This is a genomic window from Haliea alexandrii (assembly GCF_003719295.1).
GTDB classification, from domain to species: Bacteria; Pseudomonadota; Gammaproteobacteria; order Pseudomonadales; family Halieaceae; genus Haliea; species Haliea alexandrii.
Genome location: NZ_RFLW01000006.1, coordinates 110,525 through 126,075, shown reverse-complemented (window position 1 = coordinate 126,075; position 15,551 = coordinate 110,525). Strand labels below are relative to the sequence as shown.

The window sequence follows — 15,551 nt, the reverse complement described above, 5'->3', positions numbered from 1 at the left end:
CGGAGTAACGCATGGAAGCCGATCAGGAGAGCGAAGCCGCCAGCGCCAATATTGAGCGGCTAGTGACACAGATGCCCGCCAGCTTGGCTGAAAGAGAGGCAAAGTTTTCCAGCCAGCTTATCCGAGCCAAATTGAATCCGGCGAAAAAACTCGAACGACTGTACTCGTTCATGAACGAGTTGTACTCGCATATTTTGAAGTACACACCCTGCAGGAAGGGCTGCAATGCATGCTGCCACTATAAAGTTTCGGTGAGTGACATCGAGATTGCCCACATAGAAGCCCATATAAAGAGGAGGCGGAACAAGAAATTCTTACCGAAATCCGAGTTCCACGGGACTCCATGCCCGTTCCTTCATCAGGGAAGCTGCTCAATTTACGAGGCCAGACCCCTAGTCTGCCGACGACACGTTACCCTCACCAGCACCAGCTACTGGTGCGACCCCAAGGTAAGTTTCGATGAATCATTCCCAATGATTCAAATTTCTAGTGTGGATGAGGCTTTTGAACACATTCGCAAGACATCAAATTCAGTGGAGACATACGACATACGTCAAGTCTTTGGCGATTAGCGCGGTTACTATGCCACTTTCCTCGCTAACGGAGATAATACGCCCAGCGCTCCCGAATCTCTCCTTCAGTTGGCCTTTCTTCAATCCGGAATTCCGGCAATCGCCCATCTGTGTAGACGTAGAGATAACCCCAGTCGTATTCCTCCAGCTTCGAGTTTTCACGGATCCCTGTCGCCGGCCAGGCACACTTCTCGTAATTCGAGGTCTTTTTGATCAACGCATCGCCCTCCGAGGGTGCTACGCCTTAGATGAGGCCCTGGCTGGTTTTCCCCGACTATCTTTGCGGGTCTCTCGACAGCCGTCGCGATAATTGGAGCATCCCCAAAAAAACCCGTGTTTGCCTTTGATCCGGCGTAGCTGACCGTTGCAGCCTTCGCGAGCGCAGGGGTGAGTAGTGGCAGTCTTCGCACCTTTTCCCGATGTGCGCTTCCGGGGCGTTTTCCGGGGTGGTGGGCGGTTGCCCTTCAGCGCCTCCGGGACCACCAATCCACCGGCACCCTGTTCCACCAGGCCTTCCACGCGCCCCTGGATGCTGCTCATAAAATGAGCAAGTGTCTCGTCGCCTTCCACGATCTGGTTCAGATTGAGCTCCCACAACGCCGTCATGTCGGGGAGCGTCACGAACTCGGGCAGTGCATCAATCAGCGCCTTGCCCAGATCCGTGGAGACTACCGTCTTGCGCTGCTTCTCGAGATACTCCCGTTTGAAGAGCGTCTCAAGTATCGTTGCTTGTGTGGCCGGCGTACCAAGGCCGTCCGTTTCCCGCAGCACCTTTCTGATCAACGGATCCTCCACAAACCGGGCTACCCCGGTCATAGCGTCCAGTAGTGTCGCTTCGGTAAAGGGCTTCGGTGGCGAGGTCATCTTTTCCTGCAGGTGTGCGTCGGTCACCTCGATGCGCTGCCCCGGTTTCAGGGTAGGCAGCGGCGCTCCGCCCTCCTCCGGGTCATCGGTTGCCTTTTCAGCTACGTCTACGACCGCCAGCGCGTGTCGCCAGGCATACCAGCCCGCATCGACCTCCAGGGCCTGCTTCGCCTGCAGCCTCTCATCGCCGACCGAGGTCGGCACTACGATGTCGACCGCGGTTTTCTGCAATTCCCGGGGCGGAAGAAACTGCAGCAGGTAGCGGTGCGCCACCAGGCTGTAGATGAAGTGTTCATCGGGTGACAGGTTTGCTGACGACAAGGCGCGCGTGGTCGGGATAATTGCATGGTGGGCCGTCACCTTACTGTCGTTCCAGCAGCGGCCATGCCGGGTCAGATCCACCGCATCCGTCAGAGGCGCCAAGTGATGGTCCCGGCCCAGGGTCCGGGCGATCGCTTCGCGTACCTCACTGGCCTCAGCGTGGTGGTCCTGGGGCAGGTAGGGACAATCCGAGCGCGGGTAGGTCAGCAGTTGGTGCTTTTCATAGAGAGACTGGGCCAAATCGAGGGTTCGCCGGGGAGAGAGACCCTTCAGCTTGGCGGCCAGTTTCTGCAATTCGGGCAGGGAGAACGGCAAGGGCGGTGGAATTTTCTCCGGCTTGCGAGCGAATGCCATGACCTGGCCCGCCTGTCCGGTCAGTGCGGTTGCAACGGATTGCGCATAGGCCTTGTCGATCACACGCCCGTCGGGGTCAAGGTAGGGTTCTGCTCGCTCGCCGGGTCTCCACTGGGCGGTGAAATCGGCGCCATCGGCCGTCACACTGGCCTCTACCGCATAGAACGGGTGCGCCTGAAAATCGGCGATCTCGCGGTCCCGACGCACGACCAGGCCCAACACCGGGGTCTGCACCCGACCGACACTCAGCACACCGGAAAGACCCGCGCTCCGTCCCTTCAGGGTGTAGAGTCTCGTCAAATTGAGTCCGTAGAGCCAATCCGCCCGTGCGCGGCCCACCGCGGCATCACGCAAACCGCGGTACTGGGCGTTGTCCGGCATCGCGCGCAAGGCCTTGCGCACCGCCGGCGGATTCAGGTCACTGATCAGGACGCGCTTAACCGGGGTGTTGCCGATGCCAATCTGCTCGAGTACCGCATCGACAACCCACTGCCCTTCCCGATCCGGATCCCCAGCATGAACAATCACTGTGGCCTGTTTCACATAGCGCTTGATGGTGTTGTAGAGCTCGCGGGCCTTCGGGGCCAGCTTGAGCCGCCAATCATCGGGGACAATGGGCAGGTGCTCGAGTGCCCACTTCTCGTGGGCGGGGTTGTAGTCCTCCGGCATGCACTGGGCCAGAAGATGACCGGCGCACCAGACCACCACGTTACCCTCGCCTGAGAGTATGTGTGTCTTGTGCCGCTCCTGGGGACCCGGCAACACCGCCGCGATGGCCCGCCCCAGCGAGGGCTTTTCAGCAACAAAGACTCTCATCGCTCTCAGCTGGACCTCAGGCCAAGGACGGGCCGATCGGCTGGCCTGCCATCTGCCCGCACCGTCCGTGTTGCCTGGTCGCTCTGCACCCTGATCCTGACCTTCCCGTTTTCGAGTGCTTCAACCACAATTGCCGTGTGGTCACCAATGTGGAGGGTTTCTCCCACCCTGCGTGTCAGAGTCAACATCCCTGTTTCTCCCATCATCCATATCTCGACATCAGTTCCAAGGCCTCGCGGTCACCCGAGGATGCCAGCTGCCAATGGAATTCTTCCAGCGCACTGATCACCGCCTCCGGGTCAACGTCATCGCCCAGCAGACGCTTTACCTCGTCTCTCGACACCTGCCGGGTAAAGGCCAGCAACGCCTTCACCTGGCGCGGCTCCAGTTCAAGCATGAGTGTTGTTCGCTGCATAGACCAACCTCCTGGCGGCATTTGATGAAACAAACTACTGAGCCCGCTGATCAGGGCAATGCGTCCGCGTATCGCGCCTATTTTGCGGGATCAGCCGTGACGGGCACACCCTGAATCCACCACCCTCCCCTGCCGAATGTCGTGCTATGCTTGAAAAGACGACACACTGGCTTGGAGGGCGGTGAGATGACGGTAAAAGATATGCTCTGCGGACTCGCCCGTGCTGGCGGCCAGGCTCTGCATAGCCTGAGTACTGCGGCCACCGAGGTGCTGCGTCACGCGGATTTCCAGGAACCGGAAGAGACTGATCTGGAACGGTATACGCGTGAAACACGAGACTTTTACACCAAATCCCCGAATGGAGATGGCCGTTACGACCTTGATCCAAACGGCGTACGCGATTCACTCTAGGCTCTCCCCTTCGTGGCGGCTTTTGTCGCCACTTGACCTGCGAACTGTCCACCCGTGGCACCAATTGCTCCAGTTTTTCCACCGAAATCACCTACCTGACCCACTACGTTCCCTGACTGATAGCCAACCCAGCCCACGGCAGTGAGGTAAAGGATGGGAAATACGATGTACAGAAATCGGGATATATAAAGCAGGATCAACGACTGGGTGACGCTGGTACCCGAGGCAAACACGCTCAGGCCCCCGGCACTGGTCAACAGGTGCATCAGGTTGTTATCGACCCAGAAGGCGACGGCCCAGATGAAGGTCAGGAAGTGAAACCCGAAGTAGATGACGCTGAGTGTGACCAGGGCACGCAGGCCATAGCGCCCGAATATGAGCAGGAACGGCAGCGCGATGATCATCATCATGAGCGCGAGAGGCTGGAACAGGCTGATGCCATTGCGCATCGCATAGCCTTCCCCCATCGCCGCAGGGGCTTTCAGGGCCGAGCCGATTAAGGCTACGCCCACCTCACCGGCATCCCGCGCCGCTTCACCCAGGATCAGGTAGGCGCCGGTGTTGAGCACATTCCCGGCGCTCTGGAGCAGCAGATTCTCGCTGTTACGCCAGTCTGCGAACCGCCCCTGGCGGACCTGCTCCGCGCCGTCACCATAGGTTACCGCCAAGGGCATATCAGAGCCCACCGCCTCCGCGGTACGTTTCACGGCCAGGTATTTGCGCAGGAACACGTCCTCCCGCTCCGATGCACTGAGCGTCACTGTCGAGGTTTCCTGGATCAGATTGTCCGCGTTGTAGATCATTTCGTTGCGCAGATCTGCCGGGATATTGTCCAGCACCCGACGGCGCAACCCCACAGCACCATCGCTCCACCAATCCCGGCAGTCCGGAAAACCGCCTTCGACCTGATAGGCCTCATAGCCCGCATCGCGGGTCGCATCGAACGCAAATTGCGGGTTCGGCACGGTGCTGTAGTAACGGTCATACAACCCTGAGCCCAATAGATATTCGGAGCCCAGCCAAGTGGCGTCTTCCTTCTCCACTTGGGTCAGGCTGGCCAGATTGGTCCGACTGAGGCGGGAGTACGCCGGCTGCCAACAATCGTTCTTGAACTGCTCCAGCTCCTGGTTGAGCACCGGATCTTCCAGATTCGCTTCGGCCAGGCGGTAGTCCACGCTCGCCACATCGTAGGAACAGGGAATCGCCGCGACCGACGCGGCGGTCACCGCCTTGGACAGCCAATGCAGCATCGCCCACCACAGGGGGATAGCCCCGGTCTGGTCGGCCATGGCCGCCAGCGTCGTGTCGTAGGTGGTCCCGGTTGCCGTGCCGGGAATGGTTTCCGGTGTGTCGGTACAGCGCAAGGCCGGCTTGTGGTACTCCATGTCGGTCAGCTCGACATCGAGCATGGGGATCGCCGCGAAGATCAGCACGCCGAGCATGGCGATAAAGTCGGCCTCGATTTTCTTGAGGGACTGGATCGCGGCGGAGCCCTCATCATCCCCGCCCTTGTGGCTTTCCAGGACATGACCAAGCACCATGGCGATGATGGGGATAAACACGATGCCGGTATCCACCAGCACCGCCCAGATGCCCTGGTACAGAATCCACCCGAACAGGGTCGTCACAAACTCAAAGTAACTCGCTACGCCCATCGCCCTGTTCCTTATCCCGCGCCCAGGAGCCGACTGAGCACCATCAGTCCCTCGAGAATGAGCAACCCACCAATGACGGTACGCCGCAGGCGCATCCACTGCCGGAGTTGATCCGGTGTCAGCCTGAGCCAACGCTGTCCGAGGATTTCCCAGTAGTACCCGGCCAGGCACCAGAGGAGGACGCGCAGCACCTGTATTGCTGTGCGCCAAGGCGCGATTGCGGTGTTCAATTCACCAACCCGTTGTCCCGGCGCACGGGGGTCCATGCCCCACCACCACAGAACCAGGGTCATTCCCACCAGTACCACTGTGGTCAGGGCCAACCAGCCCAGGCCTTTGCCGGCCCAGTGCCAGCTCATGGCGTATTCGCCCCGTCACGGAAGGTGGAGGACGGTACCGGCTCCACCTGAATGACCTGGTTGCGCGCGGCCTGCCGCTGCAGCAGCGCCGCGGGCATGCTGGTCGCCACTCGCTGGCGGATGTCGATCTCGTAGAGCAGGTTGTCAATGTCCTGCTCCAGTTCGCCGATGTAGCGCTCGATTTCCTCGACGCCCACAGCAACGTTCGCCACATTGGGCTCATCGCGGCCGGCTAGAAGGGCACGGCGGGCGATCATGGCCCGCTCCATCGTCCGGGCCAGCGCCATTTCCCCGGCCAGGCGGGTAATCAGTTGCGGCTGAAGGTTCACGTTTTCCTCGCGCAGCGCCTCGATTACCGGGCGGGAGATACGCAGGTTGGGGCCACCGGACACGGCCTCCAGTTCAGCTGCGGTGGGGGCACCGGCCGCCGCCACCAGCGCGGTCAGCTCGATGTCGATGTCCCCGGAGAGCCGGGCGACCTCGTGGGCCAGGCCCAGTCCTGCCTGCACTTCGATCTTGTCGCAGCCGTTACAGGTGCGGATGGATTTATCGCCTACCACCCGCACCGTCCAGTCGGCGAAGGCCTGCGGGTTATCCCACTCCTCGCAGATCGCCGCCCCGGCGCAGGTGGCAGTAGCACTGGTGGTGTTGGTGGCCGTGCGGTTGAGCAGCAGGTTGTAGCCGGCCCTGGCCGCATCCTCGACGGGTTCTATCGGCGGCTGGTTGCGGCCGCCACGGCGACCGCCGCCGACCCACACCACACCCCGGTCCACACCATCGGAATCGGCATCCTCCTTGGTCTGCAGGATTTCCGCGCCACCCATGGATTGCTCGCCCCACCAGCCGCCCTTGGCCACGGTTTCCCAGCGGTCATTACCGATCGCCTCTTCCATCTTGCCCACCAGCTCCTCGCAGGAGGTTCGGGCGATCTGGAATTCTTCGGAAGCCTGCAGCACCCCGTTTTGGAGCAAATCGTAGAGGGCCGGGTTCACCCGCTGGATCACCAAGGCGGGCAAGGAGGCCACCGCGCCGGTGGCCGCGCTGATGACATTGTCCATGAGGTCAGAGAAAGAGCCCTTGATGCCCGCCAGCTGCTCACTGACCGAGACCGACATGTCGAAATTCCCGCACATCAGGTCGGTGTTCCAGGCCACATCGCCACCAACCCGCACCGTGCTGTTGCGATTGCTCGCCGGTCTGGAAATCGGCTCACCGCCACCGATACCGTAATAGAAGGTCTGGTCGGTGGCCTGTACCACGACGCTGGAAAACACAGTCCCGAGCACCACGGAGAGTGTCAGGAGAGTTCGGGTCATGCGAGCCATCGGCGCCTCCTAGAGCGTAAAAATCAGTACGGCCCCGGCGGGCTCGCAGCAGCGGTAGGGGCGCCACACCTGCCAGGCGTTGCCACGGGTCTGGTTCAGCCGCCCCGCATAGGGGTCGTGGGGATAGAGGGTGTCGTCGATATCCGGCAGCACCGCGCAGGCCTCGAGGGTCGGCGTCAGTTGCTGATACCGCGCCTCAGCCACCCCCTGCGGCGGCCACTGGCCCTGCCCCGGCGTACCGTACGCATCGAGCGGCACATAGACATGGGGCTGGTAGTCCTGGCTGACGATATCCATCGCGCGGATCGCCGCGGTCAGCGCACTTTTATAGTCGTGGCCCTGGGTGACGAAGCCGTGCCGCGGGTACAGGCTGGCAAAGGTGGCGGCGCCCCGCCCTACCCGTTCGAAAACATGAAGCAGCGACAGGCCCGCTTCGACCGTGGGGTCGCGCCAGGCCGGGTCGAAGTTGCTCACAAAATAGGGCGTCATCGGATAAGTAAGCGGTGTGCAGAACGGCAGCGCCTCGGTGCTGGCCGCCGCGAGCAGCCAGTAATCGGCCACGCCAGGCGAGCCGATCACATCGCTGTTTTTGAATTTGAGCGCCTGCTCGCGCACGGTCGCGCCACCTTCGTCGCTGGCACCGCCGTCCTCCGCAAACTCGGTGGATCGGGCAAAGCCATTGGATTCTGGCCAGCTGGTGTTGCCGAGAAAGGGGTAGGCGGTCACCACGACTTCGGGGATGTAGTGCTCCGCCCGCACCGAGAAGTCGAACTCACACCCCAGCGGGGTACAGGTCATCCAAATACAGATGCCGATGGGCTGGTAAGCCTGGCAGGTAAGGTCCAAGGCCGCGGTGACAATCTCGGTGGTGCTGACGGTGGCATTACCACCGGTCATCTGGGCGCTGGCCGGTCCCCACCACACCAGCAGACAAAGCAGACACGCGCTAGCGAGTCGCACGGTAGGCCTCCACTTTCCGCAGGGCCTCGGCCACATCGTAGATGCCGTACACCACATAGCCCGGCGATACCAGCACCGCGGGCAAGCGCTCGATTTGTAGCAGTTGCGCCATTGCCGCCGCGGTGGCTTTGTCGCGCACGGCCGCCAGGACCGCCCGGCCGGTCGGCGAGCTCAGCCGGTCCAGCGCCTCGCGCTTCGCCTGTTCAGTATCGCCAGGATTGGCAAACGTCAGACGCGCCAACGGCATCCGGGTGTCACCCAGGGTATAGACCGCCGTGGCATGCTCAAGCCCGCGCAGCGGCGGCAGATCCTCGGCGGTGAAGACCGTGACCTCAAACCCGTGGGCCGGGGCTATATAAAGAAGAAGGAACAGTCGGTGCAGCACACTACGCATGACCGATCCCCCGGGCCCGGTCGATCTGCTCCGCCACCTTCAGCGCCGCCTCCAGTTCGGTACAGCCATGCTCGCGCATCAGGGCATTGCGCGTGGCTTTTTCGTGCTTCTCAGTCTGGGCGAGGGCCAACATCAGTGACGGCGGCACATTGCGGGCCAGGTACTCATGGCGCTCGGTCATCAACACCCCTTCGGTGTATTGGCCGGGGGCCTTGCTGGCGGAGAGCAACATCGCGCGCTGGCCATCATCGAGCTGGCGGTATTCGCCCAGGGCCTCGACCTCCTCCTTGGGCATCACCAGGCACAGCCACCACTCGACCATGTTCAACATCTTCTTGGCGGCCGCCGGGTAGTCCTCCATGTTCTGGGTGGCGCTCCACAGCCAGGCGCCGAGCTTGCGCCACATTTTCACGATTTTCACCAGAAACGGCGCCAGCAGCGGGTTGGTGGTGATCACGTGGGCCTCGTCAATGGTCACGACGATCTCCCGGTCGGTGAACTGATCGCGCTCCGCGATGTGGTTGATCCGGTTGAGGCAGCTGATCACCGCGATGGCGAGGTTGGCCTCGTAGCCCTCCCGGGCAAAGGTGGCCAGATCGATGATGGTGACATCCGCCTCCTGCCAGGGGGTTCCGGCCGAATTGAACACCTCGCCGTTGAACGCGTGGGTGTACATATCAATGGCCTGGCCCATGTTGCGCAGTTTGTTCGCCTCCATGTCGGTCTGGGCCTGTTCTGCAAGGGTAAAAAACGCATCGCGCACATCCTGGGTCAGGGTCGGCCGGTCCTCTGCGTGGGCAGCCCGTGCCGCCTCGAGAATCGCCCGGCGGATCATGCTGCGGTCGGCCCGGCGGATCTCCCGCGCCTCCCGTTCCTCGCCGCCGGTAATCATCAGCAGGGCGACGATCTCCAGCTCACCCATGATGTCCCGGGGCTCGTCCTCGTCGTCCTCCGCCGGCGCGGCCTCCAAGGTATCGAAGACCGGGCCATCGATATCGAGCAGGAGATGGGCATCAGCGAAGGGGCTCAGGGTTACACCGCTGCCGGGTTTCAATGACACCTGGTTGACCGACAGGCCGAGGGAGGCAAACCACTGCCCCAGCAGCCCGAAGGAATTGCCGGCCTCGATCACGAACAGCCGCGGCCGGTGGATCGCCATCACATGGGCCAGCATGGCAATCACCGAGGCGGACTTGCCCGCGCCGGTGGGCCCCAGGATCAGCATATGGGCATTTTTCTGGCGGTCGGCGGGATTGAGCGGGTCAAAGAACATCGGCTCGCCACCCCGGTTGAACAACGCAATCCCGGGATGGCCGGTCCCCCGGGCGCGCCCGAAGAAGCACGACAGGTTGGCCATGTGCTGCACCAGGGTGATCTGGGCGCCCCGCCAGCCCTCCTTCGCATCCTGCGCCGGGTCGTAGACCATCGGCAGGTTGCGGATCGCCGCATCCAGCGCCGTGAAGTCATCCCGCGGCGCGATGGCCCGGAAGCCGTAATTGAGCAAGCGTGCGCGCAGGGCCGTGGTGCGCTCGTTGAGGTCGGCCACTGAGTGACCGCGCAGGTACACGGCGTACTGGGCCCGGTAGAACTTCTGCCGGGAGGCCAGAATCTCCCGCGCCGTCTCGCAATCCTTGCGTACCTGGGCTGACTCGCTGTTCTCGCCAATGGCCGAAGCGTCAATGGCCTGGATGTGGCTCTCCACCGTGTCCTGGGGGATCACCACCAGGGTGCTCACGAACACACTGCCTGGCGGCAGGAAGTCGATCAGGGTGTTGTGCGCATCCCCCCGCCGGGTCTCCCCGGTCACCTGCCCGACCGCGGGGCGCCGCCGCAGGCCATCGATCGACAGGCAGCGCAAGGCGGACGGGCCGAACCACCAGCACTGGTTGTCCTGGTCACTGCGCGGGTGATCATAGAACAGGGTTTCGGCGAAACGGTCCCCGTAAGGCAGAGTCTCGTCATCGCAGCGGGTTTCCCGCAAAAAGGCCTTCAGGTCGCCGCCAAACAGCTCCGTGCCATGGTTAAAAAACCCTAGCAGCCAGTCGTGGAATTCAGCGCCACTCAGCCGGCGCACCTGGACCCCGGCGGGCTGCAGGGCATGGGTAAACTTGTCCACCGCATCGGCCAGGTCCAGTAGCGCCATGTCGCGATCCATTTGGGGCTCGTGCTTGCCCCGTCGGCGCTTGTGGGCCGGAAACTTGCGGTACAGCACCAACAGGTTGCGGCGCACCGCACCGCGCCAGGGACTGTGGGTCACCACAGTGTCCGTAAACAGACCGCCGGGTTTGCTGATCCCGCGGTAGTGGCGGTTGAGCAGGGCCAGGTAGGCCTCGGTATAGTCGCTCCCGCGGGCGGCGGGACGCACGTAGTTCGCCACCGCGGTCGCGGGCCCATCGAGGTCCGGCTCATCGAAGGTGTAGGTCTGGATCACCCAGGGCGCGGTGTCGTGTTCATCAAAGCTGTCCTGCAGGGCATCCTGCACCGTGTCGCGCACCTGACCCAGGTAGTCTGCGGTACGCCCCTCGGTGCCGATCGGTGTCACTTCCAGGACCGCCCCGACACTGACCCCATCCGCCAACAGGATCGCCTTGTGCTCGGGCAGCGCCTCCACCCAGGGCAGGAAGTCCACGAAGGAGCGCTGGCGCCGGTAAAGACCCCGCTGCGTGGATTTCGACAGCGGCCGCTTGCGTACCGCGTCCGCGCGCCGGGGTGTCGGTTCCGAGGCGGTCATTGCTCGTCCTCCACGCTGGCATCCAATGGCAATTCCCCGGCAGCGTCATCCGGTGCGGTTTCCGGTGCTGTTTCTGGTAACAGGGAGCGCCCCTCCAGGTGACTGCTCTTGTGATAGCGCGCTTCGGAGGAGCGGGTGTTGGGCGCACGCTGGCCGGTACCCGTCGGGGTGTCCTGGGGGTTGCCCGTCGTCACTGCGGCCCCGGCCAGTGCGGTCGGTGTGGTGCGTTGCGACTCGCCCGGCAGGCGGTAATGCACCTGGTCATACAGCGGGATCACCGTGCTGTAGCCGGGAATCGGCGCGCGAGTCCGGGTCGCCAGGTGCGGGTAGACGTAAATGACGATGTCCGGATTGTCGAGGCGCGGGAACAGGTTGTCGATTTCGGTGGCGACTTCGCGGGTGTAGGGGAGGTAATCGAGATCCTCCCCGGCCGGTTGTGCATCGATGTGCCGGTACATCGTGGATGCATGCTCGCGCACCGTGTCCTCGCAGTCCTTCATGGACGTTGCCGCGTCGGCCAGGGCGAGCTCCTTACAAACGTCCACCGCCTGCAGCGGATCGAGGTCGTTCTGCCCTTGCACCGTCATCGCCCCGCGATAGATGTCCAGCATGGTGTCCTCCGTCTCGGGGAGGATGGTCTCCTGACTGGCGCAGCCGACAAGCGCCAGCGCAGCAGTCAGCAGAGCGGGGGATTTAATCCAGTGCACGGTAGTCTCCTTGCCGGGCACTCAGGTGATTGGTGCGCCGACCGTTGGGGTCGTAGTCGATTTCCAGTTGTTCGGTGATGTGCAGGCTGACCCGGGCGCCGGGATCGACGTAAATGGCGTCGAACTGCTGGGCCTGGCGTTCATCCAGCCAGCGGGCGATTTCCAGGCTGCCGTCGGCGATGGCCTGGCCGAGGATGTACTCGCCCATATCCCCGGTGACGATGGTGCCCACCCCGGCGCCACCGCCGTCGAAGGTGGTGATCTGCGTGGTCTGACTGGCGGCCGCCGCTTCCGCCGCCGCCGCGGCACTGACCACACCAATCCGCTGGGCGAGGTAGGTGGAGGCGTTGGAGATCCGCTGTCCCACCACACAGGGGTTGCCGTACTCGTCGGAAAGCTCACCGATAACGATGTTTTGTTGCTGGGTGTTGCCCTCGTAGACGTTCTCCGCCTTCGGCACCGTCCGGATGGTTCCGTCCTCGAATACGAAGGTGATGGAGTGCAGATCCCCGCGCACGCAACCGAGGGTCCAGTCCCCCACCGCCTTGCCGCTGGCAATGGCGTAGGCCACTTCGGGGACCTCGATACCATTGGCGGCCAGGTTGTCGGTCCCGATGATGACCTTGAAGCTGTAGGGGTCGGTCACCTGCGCCCCGATGGGTACCCGGCCCACCAGGGCGGTCATGGCGGTGGCATTCATCAGGGTCGCGTTACGCGGCACCGTGTACCAGGGCACCGGGGCTTCCTCGGCGGCGGCGCCACTCGCAGGCGTCGGCAGGCCCAGGCCTTGGCCGCTTCGGCCGGTCACCCGGTTCAGGTGATCGCTCAGGCTGTTGCCCGCGCCGCCAATCCCGCTCCCCAGCGGCGCCACCCAGGTGATGGCGTCCGGGGCGACCGCCGCGCCGGTACCGCTGCCGGCAAAGCCACCGGCGGATAGACCACCACTGGCCAGGCGGCCCTCGACGTCCCGCGCGTGTTCCTCCAGTTCGCGCAGTTGCTGTCGCACCCGCTGCACATCGTCGTCCAGCTGAGCCTGTACTTCGCGGCGGGTATTGTTCAGCTCGGTATTGAGGCCTCGCCCCAGCCGGGATTCCATCTTGCGCAGCTCGGCGTTGTCCTTGCGTAACGCGACATTGGAGTCACGCAGAGCATCGGCTTCATCGCGCAGGTTTTTCACTTCCGCCACCAGGGTTTTCACCGTGTCCGCCTCGGTGTCGCCTTCGACGCCCAGATCAACGGCCAGCCCCCGTGACACCGGAGCGCCACCGGCCACCCGCAGGGCCTCCTCCGTGGTGCGGTGCTCCCGGCCGCAGCCCCGAAACAGCAGGAGCATCACCAGAAGCAGCAGCGCCGTGCTGCCGACCTGCATCCAGCGATTCGCGCCGATCGCACTCATTGGCCTGCCCCCCGGATCACGTTGCGGATGGGCCGGTCCGTGACCACGAACAAGGTGGTGCGGTTGTCGCCCGTGGTCCCGGTGTTGCGACCTGGCAGGCTTCGGGTATAGAACGCGCTGGCGATAAAGTGGGGATCAACCCCGGTGCGGTGGGCGTGGGGTGTGTGCATCACCTTACGGTTATCCAGCGCCACCGGGTGGCTCGCTTCATTGGTCACCACGAAGGCCGTGACGAAGAAGTCGCCCGCGGACCAGGCCTGATAGGGCTGGATCACCAGTGGATGACGGCCCGCGTCATAGAGCCGGCCCTGGTTGCCCGCCAGTCCCACCGGGACTTTTTTGACACCCGGCAGCGGTGCGATCAGGCGCTGGGGCGCATAGATCGACTGGGCGGCATAGCGCAGCAACTCGAACAGATTGGCCTCGCCCGGCAGCGGGCCGCCGGCGTTTAAGCCCGGCTTACCCAGGAAGGTCTCGCTCCCCGCCAGCACCACCTGCAGGGTGTCCGCGGTCGCAGGCGGTTGTTTGAGGGTGCGGGCGCTGACGTCGAATAACAGGAACTCACCGCTCTCCAGACGCAGCTGCACCCGCTGGGTGTCGAAGGGCTCCAGCGCTGTCCAGTAGGCCGCGCCACCGGTGACCAGGGTCCGGAATACGTTGGGATTGGTGAGTGCTGGCGGCAAGCCCACCTCGGCGTTACCTGGCAATATCAGCAGCTGTTCAACGCCGACCACCAGCTCCACCGCGATGGGTGTCTTGCGCCACACCACCGTTTCCGCGTGCGCCGCGCCACTGAGTACGCTGCCAGCCGCCAGGCACAGCAGCACCAGGCATTGCAGCCCTTGTCGCATCCGTCTCATGTGGCACCCTCCCTTTCCGGTTCGTTGATCTCGATGACCCGCGGCACATCGGCCAGGCAATCCAGCGCCAGTCCCCAGGGATTGGCCTGCGGATCGACGTCGTAGGCCACCACGCGCAGGGGATAATGAATCAGGCGATCCTTGACCCGCTCGCCCCGGTAGGTTTCCTGCACGTGCAGGTCGAGGCCGACCACCCACTGGTTGGGGGCCACCACCTGCACCCGGGCATTGGAGAAACCCCGGCCGGGGATTTCCCAGACGGAACGCTGGCGACCGTTGATCTCGCGCTCGCGCTCGTCCAGGTCCTGCAATCGCTCCTCAAAACAGGCAGGCGTAAAGAACGCCCGCAGGCTGTGAATCTGGTTGTAGTAGTCCTCCTTGCCGTCCGCAGGCCAACGGTTGAGCTGCTGAAACACGTAGTGGGCAAAGACATAGATGCTGGCCTTCGGGATGTCGCCGAGCTGCTGCACCGCACCGCGGCTCAAATCCGGTGGATAGTGCAAGCGGATGTTATCGGGCGCCCGGCTCCAGCCGACCAGGGCGACCAGCAGGAGCAGGCTCAGGATGGCGAGCACACCCAGCAGCAGGCGGATCATCGCGTCCTTGGAATGGACCAGGCTGTCGTAGCGGCTCATGGCGTTCTCCAGCGGTGGATGTCCCAGCTGCGGCTTTCCCGAACCAGGGTGCGCGGCGCCAGACCGCGATCCTGCAGCCAGGCCTGGATCGCGATAACGTGGTACTGCCGGGGTTTGCCGCGCTTGACGACCCGCAGGCGCTTGCCGATCAACCACAGGCTGGCGAACACGAAGGCCAGGGACAGCGCGAAACCCATCAGGGCAACTCCCAGCAGCGCGCCCACCAGCGTCGACACCGGCACCCAGACGCCCAGGCACAGCAGAGCGGCGTACTTGATCTCCGAGTTGGTCATCGACAGGAAGACGACCGGCTCCTCATTGAGCCGGTCGGGCAAAAAGTCGATGTCGCGGCGTGCACTCATCAGAGAATCGTCGCCGCCTCGGTCAGCAGAAAGACGATGAACACCAACAGCAGTACGCCGGCGCCAAAGTTGATGCCCAGTTGTCCCCAGGTGCCCTTGCCGTCCTGCACCTCGGAGTAGGCGCCCAGGGTGTTTTTCACGACGACGATCATGGCCAGCGTGGCCAGCGCCAGGCCGATGAAGACGCCAATATCGAAGGCGTAGTCCTGCATCAGCCCGATATAGTCACCGTCCGTGCTGCCCCGGGACGGCGGCGCCGTGGTCGGCAGGCCCTGGGCCAGTGCGCCGCTGGTACCGGCGCCCAGCACGAGGCCGGTGACGTGCAGCCACAGGTGCTGCCGGCTGGCGCGCCAGCGCGCCTGGATGCCTTGATAGGCGGTGATCAAGATGTTCACTCGTTGCATAGTCAGGTCC

At 63.4% G+C, this 15,551-nt stretch carries 17 protein-coding genes; 2 read left to right on the top strand and 15 right to left on the bottom strand.

Going from position 1 to position 15,551, the window contains the following annotated elements:
- Positions 1–11: 11 nt before the first annotated feature.
- Positions 12–572, top strand: coding sequence for a YkgJ family cysteine cluster protein (locus EGJ68_RS17820; protein ID WP_123035824.1), 561 nt, complete (start codon positions 12–14; stop codon positions 570–572).
- Positions 573–809: 237 nt separating this feature from the next.
- Here EGJ68_RS17820 and EGJ68_RS17815 read toward each other — a convergent pair whose 3' ends face one another.
- From EGJ68_RS17815 to EGJ68_RS17805, 3 genes are read right to left on the bottom strand one after another with little or no spacing between them, the layout of a single operon-like run.
- Positions 810–2,927 (bottom strand): DNA topoisomerase III, encoded by a 2,118-nt coding sequence (locus EGJ68_RS17815; RefSeq protein WP_123035823.1) that lies wholly within the window; start codon positions 2,925–2,927, stop codon positions 810–812.
- A gap of 5 nt (positions 2,928–2,932) precedes the next feature.
- Positions 2,933–3,115 (bottom strand): carbon storage regulator, encoded by a 183-nt coding sequence (locus tag EGJ68_RS18530; protein WP_158283737.1) that lies wholly within the window; start codon positions 3,113–3,115, stop codon positions 2,933–2,935.
- A gap of 14 nt (positions 3,116–3,129) precedes the next feature.
- Positions 3,130–3,342 carry a hypothetical protein gene (locus tag EGJ68_RS17805; protein ID WP_123035821.1) on the bottom strand — a complete coding sequence of 71 codons (213 nt, stop codon included), beginning with the start codon at positions 3,340–3,342 and terminating at the stop codon, positions 3,130–3,132.
- A 186-nt stretch (positions 3,343–3,528) separates the two neighbouring features.
- Between EGJ68_RS17805 and EGJ68_RS17800 the strand changes: the two genes are divergently transcribed.
- On the top strand, positions 3,529–3,753 hold the full coding sequence (locus EGJ68_RS17800; RefSeq protein ID WP_123035820.1) for a hypothetical protein: 225 nt from the start codon (positions 3,529–3,531) through the stop codon (positions 3,751–3,753).
- Here EGJ68_RS17800 and EGJ68_RS17795 read toward each other — a convergent pair.
- Genes EGJ68_RS17795 through EGJ68_RS17740 form a run of 12 tightly spaced genes read right to left on the bottom strand, consistent with a single transcriptional unit; the run spans position 3,750 to position 15,541 of the window.
- The gene (locus tag EGJ68_RS17795; RefSeq protein ID WP_123035819.1) at positions 3,750–5,408 is read right to left on the bottom strand and encodes a conjugal transfer protein TraG N-terminal domain-containing protein; all 1,659 of its coding nucleotides are present in this window, start codon (positions 5,406–5,408) and stop codon (positions 3,750–3,752) included. The two genes, EGJ68_RS17800 and EGJ68_RS17795, sit on opposite strands and share 4 nt — an antisense overlap.
- 11 nt (positions 5,409–5,419) lie before the next feature.
- The gene (locus tag EGJ68_RS17790; protein ID WP_123035818.1) at positions 5,420–5,767 is read right to left on the bottom strand and encodes a hypothetical protein; all 348 of its coding nucleotides are present in this window, start codon (positions 5,765–5,767) and stop codon (positions 5,420–5,422) included.
- Positions 5,764–7,083 (bottom strand): integrating conjugative element protein, encoded by a 1,320-nt coding sequence (locus tag EGJ68_RS17785; RefSeq protein ID WP_158283736.1) that lies wholly within the window; start codon positions 7,081–7,083, stop codon positions 5,764–5,766. The genes EGJ68_RS17790 and EGJ68_RS17785 overlap by 4 nt, the downstream gene beginning before the upstream one ends.
- 18 nt (positions 7,084–7,101) lie before the next feature.
- Positions 7,102–8,052 carry a TIGR03756 family integrating conjugative element protein gene (locus tag EGJ68_RS17780; RefSeq protein WP_158283735.1) on the bottom strand — a complete coding sequence of 317 codons (951 nt, stop codon included), beginning with the start codon at positions 8,050–8,052 and terminating at the stop codon, positions 7,102–7,104.
- Positions 8,039–8,446, bottom strand: a complete 408-nt coding sequence (locus tag EGJ68_RS17775) for a DUF1525 domain-containing protein (protein ID WP_123035815.1) — start codon at positions 8,444–8,446, stop codon at positions 8,039–8,041. The genes EGJ68_RS17780 and EGJ68_RS17775 overlap by 14 nt, the downstream gene beginning before the upstream one ends.
- On the bottom strand, positions 8,439–11,177 hold the full coding sequence (locus EGJ68_RS17770) for a conjugative transfer ATPase (RefSeq protein ID WP_123035814.1): 2,739 nt from the start codon (positions 11,175–11,177) through the stop codon (positions 8,439–8,441). Before EGJ68_RS17770 ends, EGJ68_RS17775 begins: the two co-directional genes overlap by 8 nt.
- Positions 11,174–11,884 carry a TIGR03751 family conjugal transfer lipoprotein gene (locus EGJ68_RS17765; protein WP_199228099.1) on the bottom strand — a complete coding sequence of 237 codons (711 nt, stop codon included), beginning with the start codon at positions 11,882–11,884 and terminating at the stop codon, positions 11,174–11,176. The genes EGJ68_RS17770 and EGJ68_RS17765 overlap by 4 nt, the downstream gene beginning before the upstream one ends.
- Entirely contained in the window at positions 11,871–13,280 is a 1,410-nt protein-coding gene (locus EGJ68_RS17760) for a TIGR03752 family integrating conjugative element protein (protein WP_123035813.1), read from the bottom strand. Before EGJ68_RS17760 ends, EGJ68_RS17765 begins: the two co-directional genes overlap by 14 nt.
- Positions 13,277–14,140: a DUF3438 family protein gene (locus EGJ68_RS17755; RefSeq protein ID WP_123035812.1), complete on the bottom strand. Its 864-nt coding sequence runs from the start codon at positions 14,138–14,140 to the stop codon at positions 13,277–13,279. Before EGJ68_RS17755 ends, EGJ68_RS17760 begins: the two co-directional genes overlap by 4 nt.
- Positions 14,137–14,775 carry a PFL_4703 family integrating conjugative element protein gene (locus tag EGJ68_RS17750; RefSeq protein WP_123035811.1) on the bottom strand — a complete coding sequence of 213 codons (639 nt, stop codon included), beginning with the start codon at positions 14,773–14,775 and terminating at the stop codon, positions 14,137–14,139. The genes EGJ68_RS17755 and EGJ68_RS17750 overlap by 4 nt, the downstream gene beginning before the upstream one ends.
- A complete protein-coding gene (locus tag EGJ68_RS17745) occupies positions 14,772–15,137 on the bottom strand; it encodes a TIGR03750 family conjugal transfer protein (protein WP_123035810.1) in 366 nt (121 codons plus the stop codon). The genes EGJ68_RS17750 and EGJ68_RS17745 overlap by 4 nt, the downstream gene beginning before the upstream one ends.
- A complete protein-coding gene (locus tag EGJ68_RS17740) occupies positions 15,137–15,541 on the bottom strand; it encodes a TIGR03745 family integrating conjugative element membrane protein (RefSeq protein WP_123035809.1) in 405 nt (134 codons plus the stop codon). The genes EGJ68_RS17745 and EGJ68_RS17740 overlap by 1 nt, the downstream gene beginning before the upstream one ends.
- Positions 15,542–15,551 lie beyond the last annotated feature (10 nt).

Bases quoted from the DNA above. Each gene is read 5' to 3' on its own strand.
- EGJ68_RS17820 (WP_123035824.1), top strand. From the start codon at position 12: ATGGAAGCCGATCAGGAGAGCGAAGCCGCCAGCGCCAATATTGAGCGG.
- EGJ68_RS17815 (WP_123035823.1), bottom strand. From the start codon at position 2,927: ATGAGAGTCTTTGTTGCTGAAAAGCCCTCGCTGGGGCGGGCCATCGCG.
- EGJ68_RS18530 (WP_158283737.1), bottom strand. From the start codon at position 3,115: ATGTTGACTCTGACACGCAGGGTGGGAGAAACCCTCCACATTGGTGAC.
- EGJ68_RS17805 (WP_123035821.1), bottom strand. From the start codon at position 3,342: ATGCAGCGAACAACACTCATGCTTGAACTGGAGCCGCGCCAGGTGAAG.
- EGJ68_RS17800 (WP_123035820.1), top strand. From the start codon at position 3,529: ATGACGGTAAAAGATATGCTCTGCGGACTCGCCCGTGCTGGCGGCCAG.
- EGJ68_RS17795 (WP_123035819.1), bottom strand. From the start codon at position 5,408: ATGGGCGTAGCGAGTTACTTTGAGTTTGTGACGACCCTGTTCGGGTGG.
- EGJ68_RS17790 (WP_123035818.1), bottom strand. From the start codon at position 5,767: ATGAGCTGGCACTGGGCCGGCAAAGGCCTGGGCTGGTTGGCCCTGACC.
- EGJ68_RS17785 (WP_158283736.1), bottom strand. From the start codon at position 7,083: ATGACCCGAACTCTCCTGACACTCTCCGTGGTGCTCGGGACTGTGTTT.
- EGJ68_RS17775 (WP_123035815.1), bottom strand. From the start codon at position 8,446: ATGCGTAGTGTGCTGCACCGACTGTTCCTTCTTCTTTATATAGCCCCG.
- EGJ68_RS17770 (WP_123035814.1), bottom strand. From the start codon at position 11,177: ATGACCGCCTCGGAACCGACACCCCGGCGCGCGGACGCGGTACGCAAG.
- EGJ68_RS17760 (WP_123035813.1), bottom strand. From the start codon at position 13,280: ATGAGTGCGATCGGCGCGAATCGCTGGATGCAGGTCGGCAGCACGGCG.
- EGJ68_RS17755 (WP_123035812.1), bottom strand. From the start codon at position 14,140: ATGAGACGGATGCGACAAGGGCTGCAATGCCTGGTGCTGCTGTGCCTG.
- EGJ68_RS17750 (WP_123035811.1), bottom strand. From the start codon at position 14,775: ATGAGCCGCTACGACAGCCTGGTCCATTCCAAGGACGCGATGATCCGC.
- EGJ68_RS17745 (WP_123035810.1), bottom strand. From the start codon at position 15,137: ATGAGTGCACGCCGCGACATCGACTTTTTGCCCGACCGGCTCAATGAG.
- EGJ68_RS17740 (WP_123035809.1), bottom strand. From the start codon at position 15,541: ATGCAACGAGTGAACATCTTGATCACCGCCTATCAAGGCATCCAGGCG.